The sequence below is a fragment of the Pseudomonas sp. SORT22 genome, assembly GCF_018417635.1.
Taxonomy (GTDB): Bacteria; Pseudomonadota; Gammaproteobacteria; order Pseudomonadales; family Pseudomonadaceae; genus Aquipseudomonas.
Map to the genome: position 1 here is coordinate 1,085,258 of NZ_CP071007.1, position 15,718 is coordinate 1,100,975.

Here is a 15,718-nt window from a genome sequence, read left to right on the forward strand (position 1 = left end):
TTCAGAAAACTGATGAGGTAAGTTCGCGCGGCAACCGTGTAGTGAGTGAAAGTGCGATTCATTCGCATAAACGTCACTCCTTCACAGGTTACCGGTCATGAAGTTCACCCCCTCGGCAGCGCGCAGCTTTTCAATCTGGCTCAGTGTCTCGGCCCTGGCCACAGCGGGCGCATTCCCCCTGGGCGCGGTGGCCGCGCAGCAGGTCTATGTGTTTGCCCAGCCGAGCAAGCCGCTGGTGCAGGCACTCAATGACTTCAGCCGGCTGACCGGGCAAAGCGTGATCTATACCACCGACCTGCCGGCGCTCAACGCCCCGGCCCTGCACGGCAGCCTCAGCGCCGAGCAGGCCCTGCAGCAACTGCTGGGCAACTCGGGTTTTGCCGCACGCCGGGTCGATGCCCGCACCCTGACCCTCGAACCACTCGATGCCGGCGCTGCGCTCAAGCTCGACGTGACCACGGTGAACTCGCAAGCCGATGCCGACTACAGCTACCAGCCGCCAGCCAGCAGCTCGGTGATGCGCAGCCAGGCTTTGATCATGCAGACGCCCCAGGCGATCAACGTGGTGCCGGCCCAGGTGCTCAAGGACCAGGCCCCGCGCAACCTCGACGATGCCCTGGCCAACGTCAGCGGCGTGACCCAGGGCAACAACTTCGGCGGCACCCAGGACACGGTGATGAAGCGTGGCTTTGGCGACAACCGTGACGGCTCGATCATGCGTGACGGCATGCCGATCGTGCAGGGCCGCAGCCTCAATGCCAGCACTGAGCGGGTCGAAGTGCTCAAGGGCCCGGCTTCGTTGCTGTATGGCATCCAGGACCCGGGCGGGGTGATCAACGTGGTCAGCAAGCGCCCGCGACTGCAGCAATACAACGCCCTGAACCTGCGCGGCTCGACCTATGGCAGCGGCAAGAACGGCAGCGGTGGCGGCCTGGACAGCACGGGTGCCCTGGGCCAGAGCAACTTCGCCTACCGCCTGGTGCTCGACCATGAAGACGAAGACTACTGGCGCAACTTTGGTACCCACCGTGAATCGCTGGTGGCGCCGTCGCTGGCCTGGTTCGGCGAAGACACCCAGGTGCTGCTGGCCTACGAGCACCGCGAGTTTCTCTACCCGTTCGACCGCGGCACGGCCATCGACCCGCGCACCAACCACCCGCTGGACATCCCCAGCACCCGGCGCCTGGACGAGCCGTTCAACGACATGCAAGGGCGCTCGGACCTTTACCGCCTGGAGGTCGATCATCAGCTCTCGGACGACTGGAAAGCCCACTTCGGTTTCAGCTACAACCGCGAAACCTACGACGCCAGCCAGGTGCGGGTGACCGCCGTCAACGCCGCCCGCGGCACCCTGAGCCGAAGCATGGACGGCACCCGCGGCGCGCTCAGCAGCGACCGTTTCGCCACCGCAAGCCTGGAGGGCAAGGTGCAACTGGCGGGTATGCAGCATGACCTGCTGTTCGGCCTCGACAATGAGTACCGCAAAGTCTACCGCGCCGACCTGATCCGCCAGGGCAGCCTCAGCACTTTCAGTTACCTCGACCCGGTGTATGGCCGCGAAGTCGAGGGCACCAGCGTGCGCGATAGCGACAGCGCACAGACCGACAAGCTGCGCAGCGACTCGTTGTTCTTCCAGGATTCTATCCACCTCGATGAACACTGGATTCTGGTCGCCGGTGCGCGCTACCAGATGTACGACCAGCTCGCCGGGCGCGGGCGGCCGTTCAAGGCCAATACCAACACCAACGGTCAGGCCTGGGTGCCGCGGGTGGGGCTGGTGTACAAGGTTGACGAGCAGCTGTCGTTGTATGGCAGCTACAGCGAATCGTTCAAGCCCAACTCCAGCATCGCCCCGCTGACCGGCGGCCTGGTGCTGGATTCGGGGATCGAACCGGAGGAGGGTAAATCCTGGGAACTGGGCGCCAAGCTCGACATGCCGGGGGCGCTGACCGGCACCCTGGCGCTGTTCGACATCCGCAAGCGCAACGTGCTGGTGGCCAACTTCGATTCCGCTACCGGCGACACGCTCTACAGCAACGCCGGCGAGGTGCGCTCGCGCGGCATTGAGCTGGACCTGACCGGGCAGTTGAACGAGCGCTGGAGCCTGATCGGCAACTATGCCTTCACCGACGCCGAGGTCACCCAGGACCCGACGCTTGAAGGCAATCGCCTGCAGAACGTGGCGCGCCACAGCGGCTCGCTGTCGGCGGTGTATGACGCCGGCAGCCTGTTCGGTGGCGACCGCCTGCGCCTGGGCGCCGGGGCGCGCTATGTCGGCGAGCGGGCCGGCAACGCCGAGAACGATTTCGAGCTGCCGGACTACACCGTCGCCGATGCCTTCGCCAGTTACGAAACCCGCCTGGACGAACACAAGGTGCGCTTGCAATTGAACGTCAAGAACGTGTTCGACCGCACCTATTACAGCTCGGCGGTGAACCGCAACTTTGTCTCGGTGGGCGATGCGCGCCAGGTCAGCCTGTCCAGCACCCTCGAATTTTAACTGTTGAAGGCCGTCCGGTAGGCGCCGGGCGTTGCTCCCAGGGCCTGGCGGAAGCGGTTGCTGAAATGGCTGGCGCTGGCAAAGCCGCACAGCAGCGCCACTTCGCCCAGCGGCAGTTGGCCATGGCGGAGCAATTGCCGCGCTTTGGCCAGGCGTCGGGCCAGCAGGTACTGGTGCGGCGGCAGGCCGAAGCTTTGACGAAACATTCGCGCGAAGTGGTACTCGGAAAGGTTGCACAGCGTCGCCAGCTCACCAAGGCTCAGCGGCTGATCCAGGTGGCCTTCGACATATTCACTCAGTTGCCGGCGCTGGTGCGCGGCCAGCCCGCCCTTCAGGCGCAGGCCCTGGCGCAGGCCGACCTGGCTGAGCAGGGCGTGGTCGAGAATCTCGTGAGCCAGGCTGCTGGTCAGCAGGCGTTCGGCGGGCTCGTCCCAGTCCAGGGCAATCAACTGACGAAAGCGCCGGGCCTGCTCGGGATCGTCGAGAAAGGTCGCTTCCTGCAATTGCAGCTCGCGCGGTTCGCGGTCCAGCAGGCTGACGCAGCCGAGGGCGAACTGCTCCTGGCTGATGTACAGGTGCGCCAGGCGGATCGAGCCGTTGACCACCCAGTGCGAGGCGGAACCGGCGGGCATGATGCACAGTTTGTCGGGCGAGCCGGTGTGGCCGGGGCGGTCGCGGCGAAAGGTGCCGGTGCCGTCGGCGATGTAGCACGACAGGGTGTGATGGCTGGGCGCTTCGTAGTCGCGGGCGTCGTGGCGGTTGTTCCACAGGGCTGCCGCCAGGCCGTCCCCCAGGTGCGCGCTGTGTTCCAGGCGGGCATGGGGTGAGTCGTGCATGGCTTTGAAAACTTGCAGCTGGTCCAACGGCGTCATGGTCGCTACCTCTGTTGGCCATCCTACTCCGCCACGTCCGGGCTGACAGCTGCTGCCTGCGCAAAAGCGCAAGAATGTGCAAGTGCCACTGGCGGGGGCGGCTGCACACTGGTGGCCTGGAATTGAGGAGTGCCGCCATGAACCTGTCGTTATACCTGCTCACTGTGCTGATCTGGGGCACCACCTGGATTGCCCTGAAGCTGCAACTGGGGGTGGTCGCCATCCCGGTGTCGATCGTCTACCGCTTTGCCCTGGCGGCGCTGGTGCTGTTTGTCATTCTGCTGCTCAGCCGCCGCCTGCAACCGATGAACCGTCGCGGTCACATGATCTGCCTGGCTCAGGGCTTGTGCCTGTTCTGCGTCAACTTCATGTGCTTTCTGACCGCCAGCCAGTGGATTCCCAGCGGCCTGATCGCCGTGGTGTTCTCTACCGCGACCTTGTGGAACGCGCTGAATGCGCGGGTGTTCTTCGGCCAGAAGGTGGCCGCCAATGTGCTGGCCGGTGGCGCCCTCGGCCTGGCCGGGCTGGGCCTGTTGTTCTGGCCCGAGCTGTCCGGGCATGCCGCCAGCCGTGAAACCATCATCGGCCTGGGCCTGGCGCTGCTGGGAACCCTGTGCTTTTCGGCCGGCAACATGCTCTCCAGCCTGCAACAGAAGGCCGGTTTGCGCCCGCTGACCACCAATGCCTGGGGCATGCTCTATGGCGCCAGCATGCTTGGCCTGTATTGCCTGGTCAGCGGTATTGCGTTCGCCATGGAATGGAACACGCGCTACATCGGTTCGCTGATGTACCTGGTGATTCCGGGCTCGGTGATCGGCTTTACCGCCTACCTGACTCTGGTCGGGCGCATGGGCCCGGAGCGGGCCGCTTACTGCACGGTGTTGTTCCCGCTGGTGGCGCTGAACGTCTCGGCGTTCTATGAGGGTTATCAATGGACGGCACCGGCGCTGGCAGGCCTGGTGCTGGTGATGCTGGGCAATGTGCTGGTGTTTCGCAAACCCCGGCCCAAGGTGGTCGAGCCGGTGGTGGCCTTGCGGTAGCTATCGCACCGAACCTGTGGGAGCGGGCTTGCCCCGCGATGAGGCCGGTACAGCCAGCCCACAGGAGCCGGCTCAAGCAGGAGCATTGTTGGCAACCGGCCTCAATCATCTATTTTGAGGCTGATGAAAATCAGCGTGGCGAACAGAAAGTCGACGATCCGCCCCGCAGTGGCCAGGGCGTTCCACTGCGTGGATTGCCACATGGCAAACCATTCACCGCCTACCACCTGGAAGAACAGGTACCAGATCAGCAGCCCCAGCAGGCAACCGGCAACGGCGAAGCGCTTGGCCTTGTGAAAGTGTCGGGCGTCGGCACATCGGTGTTTGAACATCTGCCAGGCACCGACTACGAAGCACAAGGTACAGAGGACCTGGGCGGCAATGATCAACCAGTAGAACAGGTGGTGCAGAGGCGGCGAGGTGATTGAGCGGTAGAGCAGGGCATTGCCCGGGAAGGTCGTGTCCATGCTCAAGGTGTGTTGGACGAAGACAAAGTTGCTGGCGTAGTCGGTGAGGTTGCCGAATACCACTAGCGCACCGAAGATCCCGATGAACGCTGTGAGCAGTATTTTGCCGAGGCGGATCAATCCGTGAGTCGAGAAGGTTTCCATGCTGTTGGTGACCTTAGGCTAAACACGCTTATGGAGTCTGAAATTTCAGGTTCGTTACAGCGATGTAGCCGTTGCAGCTGATTAGCGGTACCTGGCAAAAATGCCAGGTTTCAAGGGCGTGCCAAAGGCGTAGCTTGCACAACATATCCGCCGCGTTCGAGGCAACGGTCATGGAAGTGATGATGGGTAAGTCCAATAAACCGTTGGTCGCGCCGCCCACGCTCAAAGATGCGAGCTGGACGGTCAGCCTTTCCCAGGTGGACGAGGCGGGGCTGACGCTCAGTGGTTACGCCTTGCCAGGCTTGCAGGGCTCTCAAGGGGCAACCTTGCTGCTTGGCTGGATTGGCTTTCCACCGGGAGGGGCGCCGGAAACCTACGGTGACTCGCTTGCGATCGAGCGTTGGGAAGATTACCGAGGGCACGACTTCGTACTGCCCAGGCGCTATTTGCAAAGCGCGCTGGGCGGTACTGGTGTGCTGTTTTTCGATCTCTCGGTGCTCAGCCTGCCGTCGCAGATTTCACCACTGGTAACGGTAAGGGTGGTTGATTAGGCCGACTTCCACACCTGCGGATTGACCAGATCCCGTGGCCGTTCACCGAGCAAGGCGCTGCGCAGGTTATCAATCGCCCGATTGGCCATGGCCTCGCGGGTTTCAGCGGTAGCCGAACCTACATGCGGCAAGGTCAGGGCGTTTTTCAGCTGGAACAGCGGTGATTCGGCCAGCGGCTCCTTCTCGTAGACATCCAGCCCGGCGCCGCGAATAGTGCCGGCCTGCAAGGCTTCGACCAGCGCCGCTTCATCGACCACCGGCCCACGGGAGACGTTGATCAGAAACGCGCTGGGTTTCATTAACTGCAGCTCGCGACTGCTGATCAGGTGTTTGGTCTGCGCGCCCAGTGGCACCACCAGGCAGACGAAATCAGCTTCAGCCAGCAGTTCATCAAGGCTGCGGTACTGCGCGCCGAGTTCCTGCTCCAGCGCTGGCTTGCGGCTGTTGCCGCTGTAGATCACCGGCATGTTGAAACCGAAGCGCCCGCGCCGGGCGATGGCCGCGCCGATATTGCCCAGGCCGACGATGCCCAGGGTCTTGCCGTGCACGTCGCTGCCAAACTGCGCCGGGCCGACGGTGGCTTGCCATTGCCCGGCCTTGGTCCAGGCATCCAGCTCGGCGACCCGCCGCGCCGCACCCATGAGCAGGGCAAAACCGAGGTCGGCAGTACTTTCGGTAAGCACGTCGGGGGTGTTGGTCAGGGCGATGCCGCGCTGGTTGAAGTAGGCCAGGTCATAGTTGTCATAGCCCACCGAGACGCTGGCGACCACTTCCAGCTTGCTGGCGTTTTCCAGCTGCGCCTGGCCGAGTTTGCGGCCGACGCCGATCAGGCCATGCGCTTGGGGCAGGGCTTGGTTGAACTGGGCGCTGATGTCGCCGAGCTTGGGGTTCGGCACGATCACGTTGAAGTCTTGCTGCAGGCGTTCGACCATCGCCGGGGTGATGCGGCTGAAGGCAAGGACGGTCTTTTTCATCGGCGAAATCTCTGCGGGCGGTGGAGAATGGGTAGCACGCTATCATTCTCCACCACCGCTGTGCAGCAAGATTTCAGGTGGCGATGCGCAGTTCGTGGGTTTTCAGGTCCGCTTCATGGGCGGCGAGAATTTCCGGCAGCGAGTTGCGCAGGTACTCGACCCAGGTCTTGATCTTGGCATCCAGGTACTGGCGCGACGGGTAGATCGCGTACAGGTTCAGCTCCTGCAGGCGGTACTCGGGCATTACCCGCACCAGCGAGCCATCGCGCAGGCCCTCTATGGCCGAGTAGATCGGCAGCACGCCAACGCCCATGCCGCTGCGGATCGCGGTTTTCATCGCATCGGCGGAGTTCACCTGGAACGGCGCCTGGGTAATGTTCACCACTTCCTGGCCTTCGGGGCCGTCGAACAGCCATTTTTCCAGCGGGATCACCGGGCTGACCATGCGCAGGCAGGCGTGGTTGAGCAGGTCACTGGGCTTGTGGGCGATGCCGTGGCGCTTCACGTATTCGGGCGATGCGCAGACGATGCTGTAGGTAATGCCCAGGCGCTGGGAGACGAAGCCCGAGTCCGGCAGCTCGCTGGCCAGCACGATCGACACGTCGTAGCCCTCGTCGAGCAGGTCCGGCACGCGGTTGGCCATGGTCAGGTCGAAGGTTACGTCCGGGTGGGTTTCGCGGTAGCGGGCGATGGCATCGATGACGAAATGCTGGCCGACCCCGGTCATTGAATGCACCTTGAGCTGCCCGGCCGGGCGCGCATGGGCGTCGCTGGCTTCGGCTTCGGCTTCTTCGACGTAGGTAAGAATCTGTTCGCAGCGCATCAGGTAGCGCTTGCCGGCTTCGGTCAGGGCAATGCGCCGGGTGGTGCGGTTGAGCAGGCGGGTTTGCAGATGGGCTTCAAGATTGGAGACCGCCCGCGATACGTTGGCGGTGGTCGTATCCAGTTGCACGGCCGCGGCAGTGAAGCTGCCGACTTGCGCGACGCAACTAAAAGCACGCATGTTTTGCAGGGTGTCCATGGGTCGCTCTCAAAGTAGACGACAAATTGTGACATGAAGTAACCGGGGCGGTCTTCAGACTAAAGCCGGATTATCGCTGTTTTCGTAACAAAGATTCGCAGTAATGCACGCTTATCGCCAGTGCGGCGGCCCCCTAGAATTGCCTCTCCAAGCGTCATCCACCTTCTACGTCGGGAATTCGCAGCTGTGCCGCGTCGCATTATCAGAGCGCTCAATGCGCTCAGTGCCTGTGCCTTTAGCTTGACCTTGAGCGGCTGTATCGGAACCTGGGGCATTGCCCCGCAAAGCAAGACGCTGCAAGCCAATACCCTGACCACCGACGCGGCCATCCGTGAAGCCGCCCTCGACGCCCACTGGCCCGAGCAGCAATGGTGGCGGGCCTACGGCGACCCGCAACTCGATCGCTGGATCGCCCTGGCCGTACACGACAGCCCCAGCATGGCCATGGCCGCCGCCCGTGTGCGCGAAGCCAGGGCCATGGCCGGGGTGGTCGAGTCGGCGCAGAAACTGCAGGTCAACGGCCAGTCGACGCTCAAGCGCCACAACTGGCCGGAAGACCAGTTCTATGGCCCCGGCGCACTGTCGGGTTCCAACACCTGGGACAACAATGCGGCATTGGGCTTCAGTTACGCCCTCGACCTCTGGGGCCGCGAACGCAATGCCAGCGAGCAGGCCGTGGACATGGCCCACATGAGCGTGGCCCAGGCCCGTCAGGCCCAGCTCGAGCTGCAGAACAACATCGTCAAGGTCTATATCCAGCTGTCGCTGCACTTTGCCCAGCGCGATATCGTCAAGGCCGAGCTTGAGCAGCAGGAGCAGATCCTGGCCCTGGCCGAACGGCGCCTGGCCGGCGGTATCGGCACCCATTTCGAAGTCAGCCAGGCGCAGACGCCGCTGCCAGAAACCCACCGCCAGCTCGATGCCCTGAATGAAGAGATCGCCCTGGCGCGTAATCAACTGGCGGCGTTGGCCGGCAAAGGGCCGGGACAGGGCGCGCAGTTACAGCGCCCGCAACTGGCCCTGGGTACCGCGTTGAAGCTGCCCTCGGCGTTGCCCGCCGAACTGGTTGGCCAGCGCCCGGACGTGGTCGCCAGCCGCTGGCAGGTGGCGGCCCAGGCCCGTGGTATCGATGTCGCCCATGCAGGCTTCTTCCCCAATGTCGATCTGGTCGGTGGTCTCGGCTTCATGGCCACCGGTGGCGGCGCGCTGGAGTTTCTGACCGGGCGCAAATTCAACTACAACGTCGGCCCGGCGATCAGCCTGCCGGTGTTCGACGGCGGCCGCCTGCGCTCGCAACTGGGGGTTGCCTCGGCCGGTTACGACATCGCCGTGGCGCGCTACAACCAGACCGTGGTCGAGGCGCTCAAGGGCATTTCCGACCAGCTGATTCGTCGTGAGTCGATGAACGAGCAGCAGCACTTTGCCGCCGAGTCGGTGGCTTCGGCGCAAAAAACCTACGACATCGCCATGATCGCTTTTCAGCGCGGCCTGACCGATTACCTCAATGTGCTCAACGCGCAAACCCAGTTGTTCCGCCAGCAGCAGATCCAGCAGCAGGTCCAGGCTGCGCGCCTGAGTGCCCATGCCGAGCTGGTTACGGCCCTGGGCGGCGGCCTGGGCGCGGGTAGCGATGTGCCCGGCGAAGACCGTCAGCAGGCGCCGAAGACCCCGGCGACCCTGGCGATTTTCGATAAGCCGGTTCACGCCCAATGAGCGCGCTGACCCTGCCGTTTCGCTGGCTGGCCACCCTGGAGTGGCGTCGCGGGTTCTTTGAATGGCTGCGCACCGACGGGGTGACCTGGGTGTACATCTTCAAGGTCCTCAGCGCCGCCTTCCTGACCCTGTGGCTGGCCATGCGCCTGGAGTTGCCGCAACCGCGCACGGCGATGATCACCGTGTTCATCGTCATGCAGCCGCAGAGCGGCCATGTGTTCGCCAAGAGCTTCTACCGGCTGCTCGGCACCCTGGCCGGCTCTTCGATGATGGTCGCGCTGATCGCCTTGTTTCCGCAAAACACCGAGCTGTTCCTGCCGAGCCTGGCGATCTGGGTCGGCCTGTGTTCGGCCGGTGCCATGCGCTACCGCACCTTCCGCGCCTATGGTTTCGTGCTCGCCGGTTATACCGCGGCGATGGTCGGCTTGCCGGCCCTGCAGCACCCCGACGGCGCGTTCATGGCCGCCGTGTGGCGGGTGCTGGAGATCTCCCTGGGGATTCTGGTCTCGACCCTGGTCAGCGCCGCGATTCTGCCGCAGTCGGCCAGTGCTTCGATGCGCAACGCCCTGTACCAGCGCTTCGGCGTGTTCGCCGGTTTCGTTGCCGAGGGCCTGCGCGGCGACAGCCAGCGCGACCGCTTCGAAAGCAGCAACGTGCGTTTTATCGCCGAGGCCGTGGGCCTGGAGAGCCTGCGCAGCGTTACCGCCTTCGAAGACCCGCACATGCGCCGGCGTAACGGTCGCCTGGGGCGGATGAACAGCGAATTCATGGCCATCACCACGCGCTTCAACGCCTTGCACCAGTTGCTTGAGCGCTTGCGTTTGCGTGGGCCGCTGCAGATCGTCACCGCCATCGAACCCGGGCTCACCGCCCTGGCCGAGCTGCTCGACGGTTATGCCGGGCGCGGCCTCACCGAGCGCGATGCGGCGCGCCTGGCCGAGCAACTGGCGGCCTACAAGGAAGGCTTGCCGGAGCGCGTGCGCACGCTGCGCGCGGCCTATGTCGAAAGCGGCCCGAGCGACGCCGACCTGCTGGATTTTCACACCGCCTATGAGCTGCTGTACCGCTTCGTCGACGACATGCACAGCTACGCCCAGACCCACGCCTCGCTGACCGAACACAACCATGCCCGCGAGCAGTGGGATGAGCCCTATGTCGCGCAGACCAACTGGATGGCTTCGCTGGCCGCCGGTGTGCGCGCTTCGTTCATTTTGCTGGTGCTGGGCAGTTTCTGGATTCTTACCGCCTGGCCGAGCGGGGCGATGATGACATTGATCGCCGCCGCCACCGTCGGCCTCTCGGCGGCGACGCCGAACCCCAAGCGCATGTCGTTCCAGATGGCCTGCGGCACTTTGTTCGGCGCCTTTGTCGGCTTCTTCGAAACCTTCTTCGTGTTCCCCTGGATCGACGGTTTCCCGTTGCTGTGCCTGGTGCTGGCGCCGGTGTTCGTGTTCGGTGCGTTCCTCGCCTCGCGCCCGGCCTATGCCGGTTATGGCCTGGGCCTGCTGATCTTTTTTGCCACCGGTTCCGTGCCCGACAACCTGACCATCTACAACCCCTACAACTTCATCAACGACTACATCGCCATGGTCATCGGCATGCTGGTCTGCGCCGCTGCCGGGGCGATCATCCTGCCGCCCAACAGCCGCTGGTTGTGGAGCCGCCTGGAGCAGGACCTGCGCGCCCAGGTGCTGTATGCAATTACCGGGCGCCTGCGCGGCCTGGGTTCGAGCTTCGAAAGCCGCACCCGCGACCTGCTGCACCAGGCCTATGGCCTGGCGGTCGGCCAGCCGTTGGTGCAGAGCAAGCTGCTGCGCTGGATGTTCGTGGTGCTTGAGGTTGGCCACGCGATCATCGAGCTGCGCAAGGAACAGGCAATCTTGCCAGTGCACCCGTGCTATGCCGAATCGCAGCCCTGGCGCCAGGCCATCCGGGTCATGGGCCGGGCGTTGGCGCGGCTGTTCATGCAACCGAGCGCCAGCAACCACGAGCGCGCCCTGGTGGCGGTGGATCACGCCATCAGCCGCGTACAGGCCACCGACGAGCCGTTCGCCCGCCACTTCGACACCTCGGCCCTGCGCCGGGTGCAGAGCTACCTGCACTTCATCCGTACTTCGTTGCTCGACCCTCAGTCGCCGCTGGCCGAACTGGCCCCGGCCAAAGGACTGCCCCATGCCTCGTGAAATCGCCTTCCATGGCGTCTACATGCCGACCATGACCTTGATGTTCCTGTTCGCCGCCGGGCTTGCCTGGGGGCTGGACCGGTTCATCGCCAGCCATGACGGCTACCGCTTTTTCTGGCACCCGGCGCTGCTGCGCCTGTGCCTGTTTATCTGCCTGTTCGGATCCATGGCCCTGACTCTCTACCGTTGAGACCCCTGTTGATGAAAAAGTTTTTCAGCCTGATCGCCACCTTGCTCGTGCTGGCCGCTGCCGTGGTGATCGGTCGCCAGCTCTGGGTGCATTACATGAACACGCCCTGGACCCGCGACGGGCGGGTGCGTGCCGATATCATCAACGTCGCCGCTGACGTGCCGGGCTATGTGGTCGACGTGCCGGTGCGCGACAACCAGTTGGTGAAGAAGGGCGACGTGCTGCTGCAGATCGACCCCGAGCATTACCAGGTGGCGGTCCGCCAGGCCCAGGCGCTGGTCGCCTCGCGCAAGGCCACCTGGGAGATGCGCAAGGTCAACGCCCATCGCCGCGCCGACATGGACAACCTGGTGATCTCGCGGGAGAACCGTGACGATGCCAGCAACATCGCCAACTCGGCGCTGGCCGATTACCAGCAGGCCCAGGCCCAGCTGGCGGCGGCCGAGCTGGACCTCAAGCGAACCCGGATCCTCGCCACGGTCGATGGCTATGTCACCAACCTCAACGTTCATCGCGGCGATTACGCGCGCACCGGCGAGGCGAAGATGGCGGTGGTCGACAAGGACTCGTTCTGGGTTTATGGCTTTTTCGAAGAAACCAAGCTGCCGCACGTGCGCGTGGGTGACCAGGCCGAGCTGCAGATGATGAGCGGCGAGCGGCTCAAGGGCCATGTCGAGAGCATCTCGCGCGGTATCTATGACCGCGACAACCCTGAAAGCCGAGAATTGATCGCCGACGTCAACCCGACCTTCAACTGGGTGCGCCTGGCCCAGAGGGTGCCGGTGCGGATTCACATCGATGAAGTGCCGGAAGGCTTTTTACTGGCGGCGGGGACCACCTGCACGGTGGTGGTCAAGCCGGCTCGGAAAGAAGGCTAAAAGCGCCTCAAGCCTGACGCGAATCCACCAGCACCGGGCAACTGACCTGATCAATCACCTTATTGCTGATCGACGGGTCGAGCAATCGCCCGAGGCGGTTCAAGTGCCGGTGGCCGATGATGATCAGCTCGCACTCAAGCGCGCGGGCAGCAGTCACGATGGCCGCCACCGGCTCGCCCGGCACCAGCCTGCCTTCGCTCTCGAAGCCCAGCGCCCGCAGGTTCTCCAGGGCCTGGCGCACGGCCTGGACGGCATGGCGCTGCTCATCGGTGGCCGCCGGGTATTCCTGCTGCTCGTACAGGCTGATCGCCCCCGGGCCGTCGCTCAGGGCGAAGGCGCTGTCGATGGCCAGCACCACCTGCAGGCGATGGCAGTTGGGCAAACAGTACTGTTGCGCGAGCTCGACCAGGCCCTGGGAGGCGGGCGATCCATCGATGGCAATCAATACGGGGCTGAGCATGGGCGGCTTCTCTGGGCGGCAGTCGAGCCGGCTATTGTTGAGGATCGGCGGCCTGCGGATAAATAGCCTGGCATGCACTGTGTAGTTGCGTGACGCGCAACCCGGTGGCCGCTGCCGAGCTGTTAAGATCGGCCCTTGTTTACCCGTCATGGATGCCTGGCAATGCAGATCCCGGATATGAACCTGTTGGTCGCTCTCGATGCCCTGCTTGATGAGGGCAGTGTGGTCGGCGCAGCGCGGCGCATGAACCTCAGCCCGGCGGCCATGAGCCGGACCCTGGGGCGAATCCGCGAGGCCATCGGCGACCCGATCCTGGTCCGCGCCGGCCGTGGCCTGGTGCCGACGCCGCGGGCGCTGGCCCTGCACGAGCAGGTGCGGGCCCTGGTCGAGCAGGCCGGGCTGGTGTTTCGCAGCCGCGAAGAAGTCGACCTGGCAACCCTCGACCGGGCCTTCAACATCCGCACCAACGACCTGTTCATCGCCCTGTATGGCGCGCAACTGCTGCAGATGATGCACGAGCAGGCGCCGCACACCGTGCTGCGTTTTGTCCCGGAAGGCGGTGGTGACGATGATGCGGTGCTGCGCGACGGCGGCACTGACCTGATCGTCAGCTCGACCATCGACCTGGGCCCCGAGATCAAGATGCAGAGCCTGTTCAACACCATCTACGTCGGCCTGGCGCGCCAGGATCACCCGATCTTCGAGGCCGAAATCACCCCCCAGCGCTTTGCCGCCTACCCGCAGATCAGCGTCTCGCGCCGCGGCCGCGCCAACGGCCCGATCGATGTCGAGCTGGCCAACTACAAGGTGCAGCGGCGGGTGGCGCTGATCACCCCGAGCTTTCATTCGGCGATGTTCTCCTTGCCTGACTCCGACCTGTTGCTGCCGATGCCGGCCAATATCCTCAGCAGCGTGACCAAGCTCGGCCTGCCGCTGCGCTCGTTCCACATCCCGTTGCCACTGGAACGGGTGACGGTGATGCAGGCCTGGCACCCGCGTTTTGACAACGACCCGGCCCACCGCTGGCTGCGCCAGACCCTCAAGGCGTGCTGCAGCGAGCAACGCTGAACCAGTCGATTGCGTTTGCTGCACTAGTAAACTGCCAATATGTCAGTTTTCGTAAGCATTGCCCCTTCATAGACTTGCGCCGGTTCTTTTGTTTGTCCGGAGATGTCTGTGATGAGTTCGCTGACCGCGACTCCTTTACCTGTGCTGCCCCGACCGGTTGCCGCTACGGCAGCGCCGGCAGCTTTTGGCACGCGCATTCTGGTCGGCCTGCTCGGGGTACTGCTGGCGGTGCTCTGCGCCGGCCTCAACGAGATGGTCACCAAAGCCTCGCTGGCCGATATCCGTGGTGGCATGTTCATCGGCGCCGATGAGGGCGCCTGGCTGATCGCGGTGTATTCGGCGGCGTCGGTCTCGGCCATGGCCTTTTCGCCGTGGCTGGCGGCGACCTTTTCCCTGCGCCGTTTTACCCTGTGCGCCATTGCCGTGTTTGCCCTGCTCGGGCTGGTGCAGCCGTATGCGCCCAACCTGTCCAGCCTGATGCTGCTGCGCACCTTGCAGGGCCTGGCATCGGGGGCGTTGCCGCCGATGCTGATGAGCGTCGCCCTGCGTTTCCTGCCGCCGGGGATCAAGGTCTACGGCCTGGCCGGCTATGCCTTGACCGCGACCTTCGGGCCCAACCTGGGCACGCCGCTGGCCGGGTTGTGGACTGAATTTGTCGGCTGGCAGTGGGCGTTCTGGCAGATCATTCTGCCGTCATTGCTGGCAATGGCCTGTGTTGCCTGGGGCCTGCCCCAGGACCCGCTGCGCCTGGAGCGCTTCAGGCAGTTCGACTGGCGCGGGCTGCTGCTCGGCCTGCCGGCCATCTGCACGCTGGTGATCGGCCTGACCCTGGGGGATCGCATGGGCTGGTTCGACTCGCCGCTGATCTGCTGGCTGCTCGGCGGCGGCCTGGTGCTGCTGGTGCTGTTCCTGTGCAACGAGTGGTCCGAGCCGCTGCCATTCTTCAAGCTGCAGATGCTCAAGGTGCGCAACCTGACCCACGCCTTGGTGACCCTGTTCGGCGTGCTGATCGTGCTGACGGCAGTGATCATCATCCCCTCCAGCTACCTGGCGCAGATCCAGGGTTACCGCCCGGCGCAGACCGGCCCGCTGATGCTGCTGGTGGCCTTGCCGCAGTTGCTGGCGCTGCCGCTGGTGGCGGCGCTGTGCAACATTCGCGCAGTGGATTGCCGCTGGGTGCTGGCGGCGGGGCTGGGCATGTTGTCGCTGTCGTGCGCGCTGGGCACCCAGCTCACCAGCGTGTGGATTCGCGACAACTTCTACCTGCTGCAACTGCTGCACATCTTCGGCCAGCCGATGTCGGTGATCCCCTTGCTGATGCTGGCCACCGGCGGCATGACCCCACAGGACGGGCCGTTTGCCTCGGCCTGGTTCAACACGGTCAAGGGCCTGGCTTCGGTGGTTGCGGCCGGCTTGATCGAGGCGCTGACCACCGTGCGCCGGCATTTTCACTCCAATGCGCTGGTCGACAGCCTGGGCAATTCGCCGCTGGCCGACAGCAGCGCCCCGGGCCTGGCCAGGCGCATCCATGAACAAGCCCTGGTGCTGACCTCGGCCGATCTTTACCTGTGCATGGCACTGCTGGCTGCGGCGCTGATTGTACTGATTCCTTTTGTGCCTACCCGGATCTACCCACCGCGCGCGGTGGCCTAGGTTT

The 15,718-nt window shown here is 64.3% G+C and carries 14 protein-coding genes; 9 read left to right on the forward strand and 5 right to left on the reverse strand.

Going from position 1 to position 15,718, the window contains the following annotated elements:
* Positions 1-97: 97 nt before the first annotated feature.
* Positions 98-2,500 (forward strand): TonB-dependent siderophore receptor, encoded by a 2,403-nt coding sequence (locus JYG36_RS05180; protein ID WP_213603297.1) that lies wholly within the window; start codon positions 98-100, stop codon positions 2,498-2,500.
* Here the strand turns inward: JYG36_RS05180 and JYG36_RS05185 are convergent.
* On the reverse strand, positions 2,497-3,372 hold the full coding sequence (locus tag JYG36_RS05185) for an AraC family transcriptional regulator (RefSeq protein ID WP_093379642.1): 876 nt from the start codon (positions 3,370-3,372) through the stop codon (positions 2,497-2,499). The two genes, JYG36_RS05180 and JYG36_RS05185, sit on opposite strands and share 4 nt — an antisense overlap.
* Positions 3,373-3,509: 137 nt before the next feature.
* Here JYG36_RS05185 and JYG36_RS05190 point away from each other — a divergent pair, with 137 nt between their 5' ends.
* On the forward strand, positions 3,510-4,412 hold the full coding sequence (locus JYG36_RS05190; RefSeq protein WP_045197195.1) for a DMT family transporter: 903 nt from the start codon (positions 3,510-3,512) through the stop codon (positions 4,410-4,412).
* Between the two features lie 101 nt (positions 4,413-4,513).
* Here the strand turns inward: JYG36_RS05190 and JYG36_RS05195 are convergent, their stop codons facing one another.
* Entirely contained in the window at positions 4,514-5,023 is a 510-nt protein-coding gene (locus JYG36_RS05195; RefSeq protein WP_093379651.1) for a DUF2165 family protein, read from the reverse strand.
* 170 nt (positions 5,024-5,193) lie between these two features.
* On the opposite strand from JYG36_RS05195, the gene JYG36_RS05200 reads away from it, so the two are divergent.
* The gene (locus tag JYG36_RS05200; protein ID WP_143013262.1) at positions 5,194-5,574 is read left to right on the forward strand and encodes a hypothetical protein; all 381 of its coding nucleotides are present in this window, start codon (positions 5,194-5,196) and stop codon (positions 5,572-5,574) included.
* Here JYG36_RS05200 and JYG36_RS05205 read toward each other — a convergent pair.
* Positions 5,571-6,548, reverse strand: coding sequence for a 2-hydroxyacid dehydrogenase (locus tag JYG36_RS05205; RefSeq protein WP_045197199.1), 978 nt, complete (start codon positions 6,546-6,548; stop codon positions 5,571-5,573). The genes JYG36_RS05200 and JYG36_RS05205 overlap by 4 nt on opposite strands.
* A 73-nt stretch (positions 6,549-6,621) precedes the next feature.
* Positions 6,622-7,569, reverse strand: coding sequence for a LysR family transcriptional regulator (locus tag JYG36_RS05210; RefSeq protein WP_045197201.1), 948 nt, complete (start codon positions 7,567-7,569; stop codon positions 6,622-6,624).
* Between the two features lie 186 nt (positions 7,570-7,755).
* Between JYG36_RS05210 and JYG36_RS05215 the strand changes: the two genes are divergently transcribed.
* The 4 genes from JYG36_RS05215 to JYG36_RS05230 are packed head-to-tail and all read left to right on the forward strand — an operon-like array spanning position 7,756 to position 12,533.
* On the forward strand, positions 7,756-9,282 hold the full coding sequence (locus JYG36_RS05215) for an efflux transporter outer membrane subunit (RefSeq protein WP_213603299.1): 1,527 nt from the start codon (positions 7,756-7,758) through the stop codon (positions 9,280-9,282).
* Positions 9,279-11,465, forward strand: coding sequence for an FUSC family protein (locus tag JYG36_RS05220; RefSeq protein ID WP_045197206.1), 2,187 nt, complete (start codon positions 9,279-9,281; stop codon positions 11,463-11,465). Before JYG36_RS05215 ends, JYG36_RS05220 begins: the two co-directional genes overlap by 4 nt.
* Positions 11,455-11,655 carry a DUF1656 domain-containing protein gene (locus tag JYG36_RS05225; protein ID WP_028943216.1) on the forward strand — a complete coding sequence of 67 codons (201 nt, stop codon included), beginning with the start codon at positions 11,455-11,457 and terminating at the stop codon, positions 11,653-11,655. Before JYG36_RS05220 ends, JYG36_RS05225 begins: the two co-directional genes overlap by 11 nt.
* An 11-nt stretch (positions 11,656-11,666) precedes the next feature.
* The gene (locus JYG36_RS05230; protein ID WP_093379665.1) at positions 11,667-12,533 is read left to right on the forward strand and encodes an efflux RND transporter periplasmic adaptor subunit; all 867 of its coding nucleotides are present in this window, start codon (positions 11,667-11,669) and stop codon (positions 12,531-12,533) included.
* 7 nt (positions 12,534-12,540) lie between these two features.
* Here JYG36_RS05230 and JYG36_RS05235 read toward each other — a convergent pair whose 3' ends face one another.
* The gene (locus JYG36_RS05235) at positions 12,541-12,993 is read right to left on the reverse strand and encodes a universal stress protein (protein WP_213603301.1); all 453 of its coding nucleotides are present in this window, start codon (positions 12,991-12,993) and stop codon (positions 12,541-12,543) included.
* Between the two features lie 162 nt (positions 12,994-13,155).
* On the opposite strand from JYG36_RS05235, the gene JYG36_RS05240 reads away from it, so the two are divergent.
* Positions 13,156-14,061: a LysR family transcriptional regulator gene (locus tag JYG36_RS05240; protein WP_045197211.1), complete on the forward strand. Its 906-nt coding sequence runs from the start codon at positions 13,156-13,158 to the stop codon at positions 14,059-14,061.
* Between the two features lie 111 nt (positions 14,062-14,172).
* Positions 14,173-15,714 (forward strand): MFS transporter, encoded by a 1,542-nt coding sequence (locus JYG36_RS05245; RefSeq protein ID WP_213603303.1) that lies wholly within the window; start codon positions 14,173-14,175, stop codon positions 15,712-15,714.
* The last annotated feature ends 4 nt before the right edge of the window (positions 15,715-15,718 follow it).

Coding starts and splice junctions, on each gene's coding strand:
- JYG36_RS05180 (WP_213603297.1), top strand. CDS start 98: ATGAAGTTCACCCCCTCGGCAGCGCGCAGCTTTTCAATCTGGCTCAGT.
- JYG36_RS05185 (WP_093379642.1), bottom strand. CDS start 3,372: ATGACGCCGTTGGACCAGCTGCAAGTTTTCAAAGCCATGCACGACTCA.
- JYG36_RS05190 (WP_045197195.1), top strand. CDS start 3,510: ATGAACCTGTCGTTATACCTGCTCACTGTGCTGATCTGGGGCACCACC.
- JYG36_RS05195 (WP_093379651.1), bottom strand. CDS start 5,023: ATGGAAACCTTCTCGACTCACGGATTGATCCGCCTCGGCAAAATACTG.
- JYG36_RS05200 (WP_143013262.1), top strand. CDS start 5,194: ATGGAAGTGATGATGGGTAAGTCCAATAAACCGTTGGTCGCGCCGCCC.
- JYG36_RS05205 (WP_045197199.1), bottom strand. CDS start 6,548: ATGAAAAAGACCGTCCTTGCCTTCAGCCGCATCACCCCGGCGATGGTC.
- JYG36_RS05210 (WP_045197201.1), bottom strand. CDS start 7,569: ATGGACACCCTGCAAAACATGCGTGCTTTTAGTTGCGTCGCGCAAGTC.
- JYG36_RS05220 (WP_045197206.1), top strand. CDS start 9,279: ATGAGCGCGCTGACCCTGCCGTTTCGCTGGCTGGCCACCCTGGAGTGG.
- JYG36_RS05225 (WP_028943216.1), top strand. CDS start 11,455: ATGCCTCGTGAAATCGCCTTCCATGGCGTCTACATGCCGACCATGACC.
- JYG36_RS05230 (WP_093379665.1), top strand. CDS start 11,667: ATGAAAAAGTTTTTCAGCCTGATCGCCACCTTGCTCGTGCTGGCCGCT.
- JYG36_RS05235 (WP_213603301.1), bottom strand. CDS start 12,993: ATGCTCAGCCCCGTATTGATTGCCATCGATGGATCGCCCGCCTCCCAG.
- JYG36_RS05240 (WP_045197211.1), top strand. CDS start 13,156: ATGCAGATCCCGGATATGAACCTGTTGGTCGCTCTCGATGCCCTGCTT.
- JYG36_RS05245 (WP_213603303.1), top strand. CDS start 14,173: ATGAGTTCGCTGACCGCGACTCCTTTACCTGTGCTGCCCCGACCGGTT.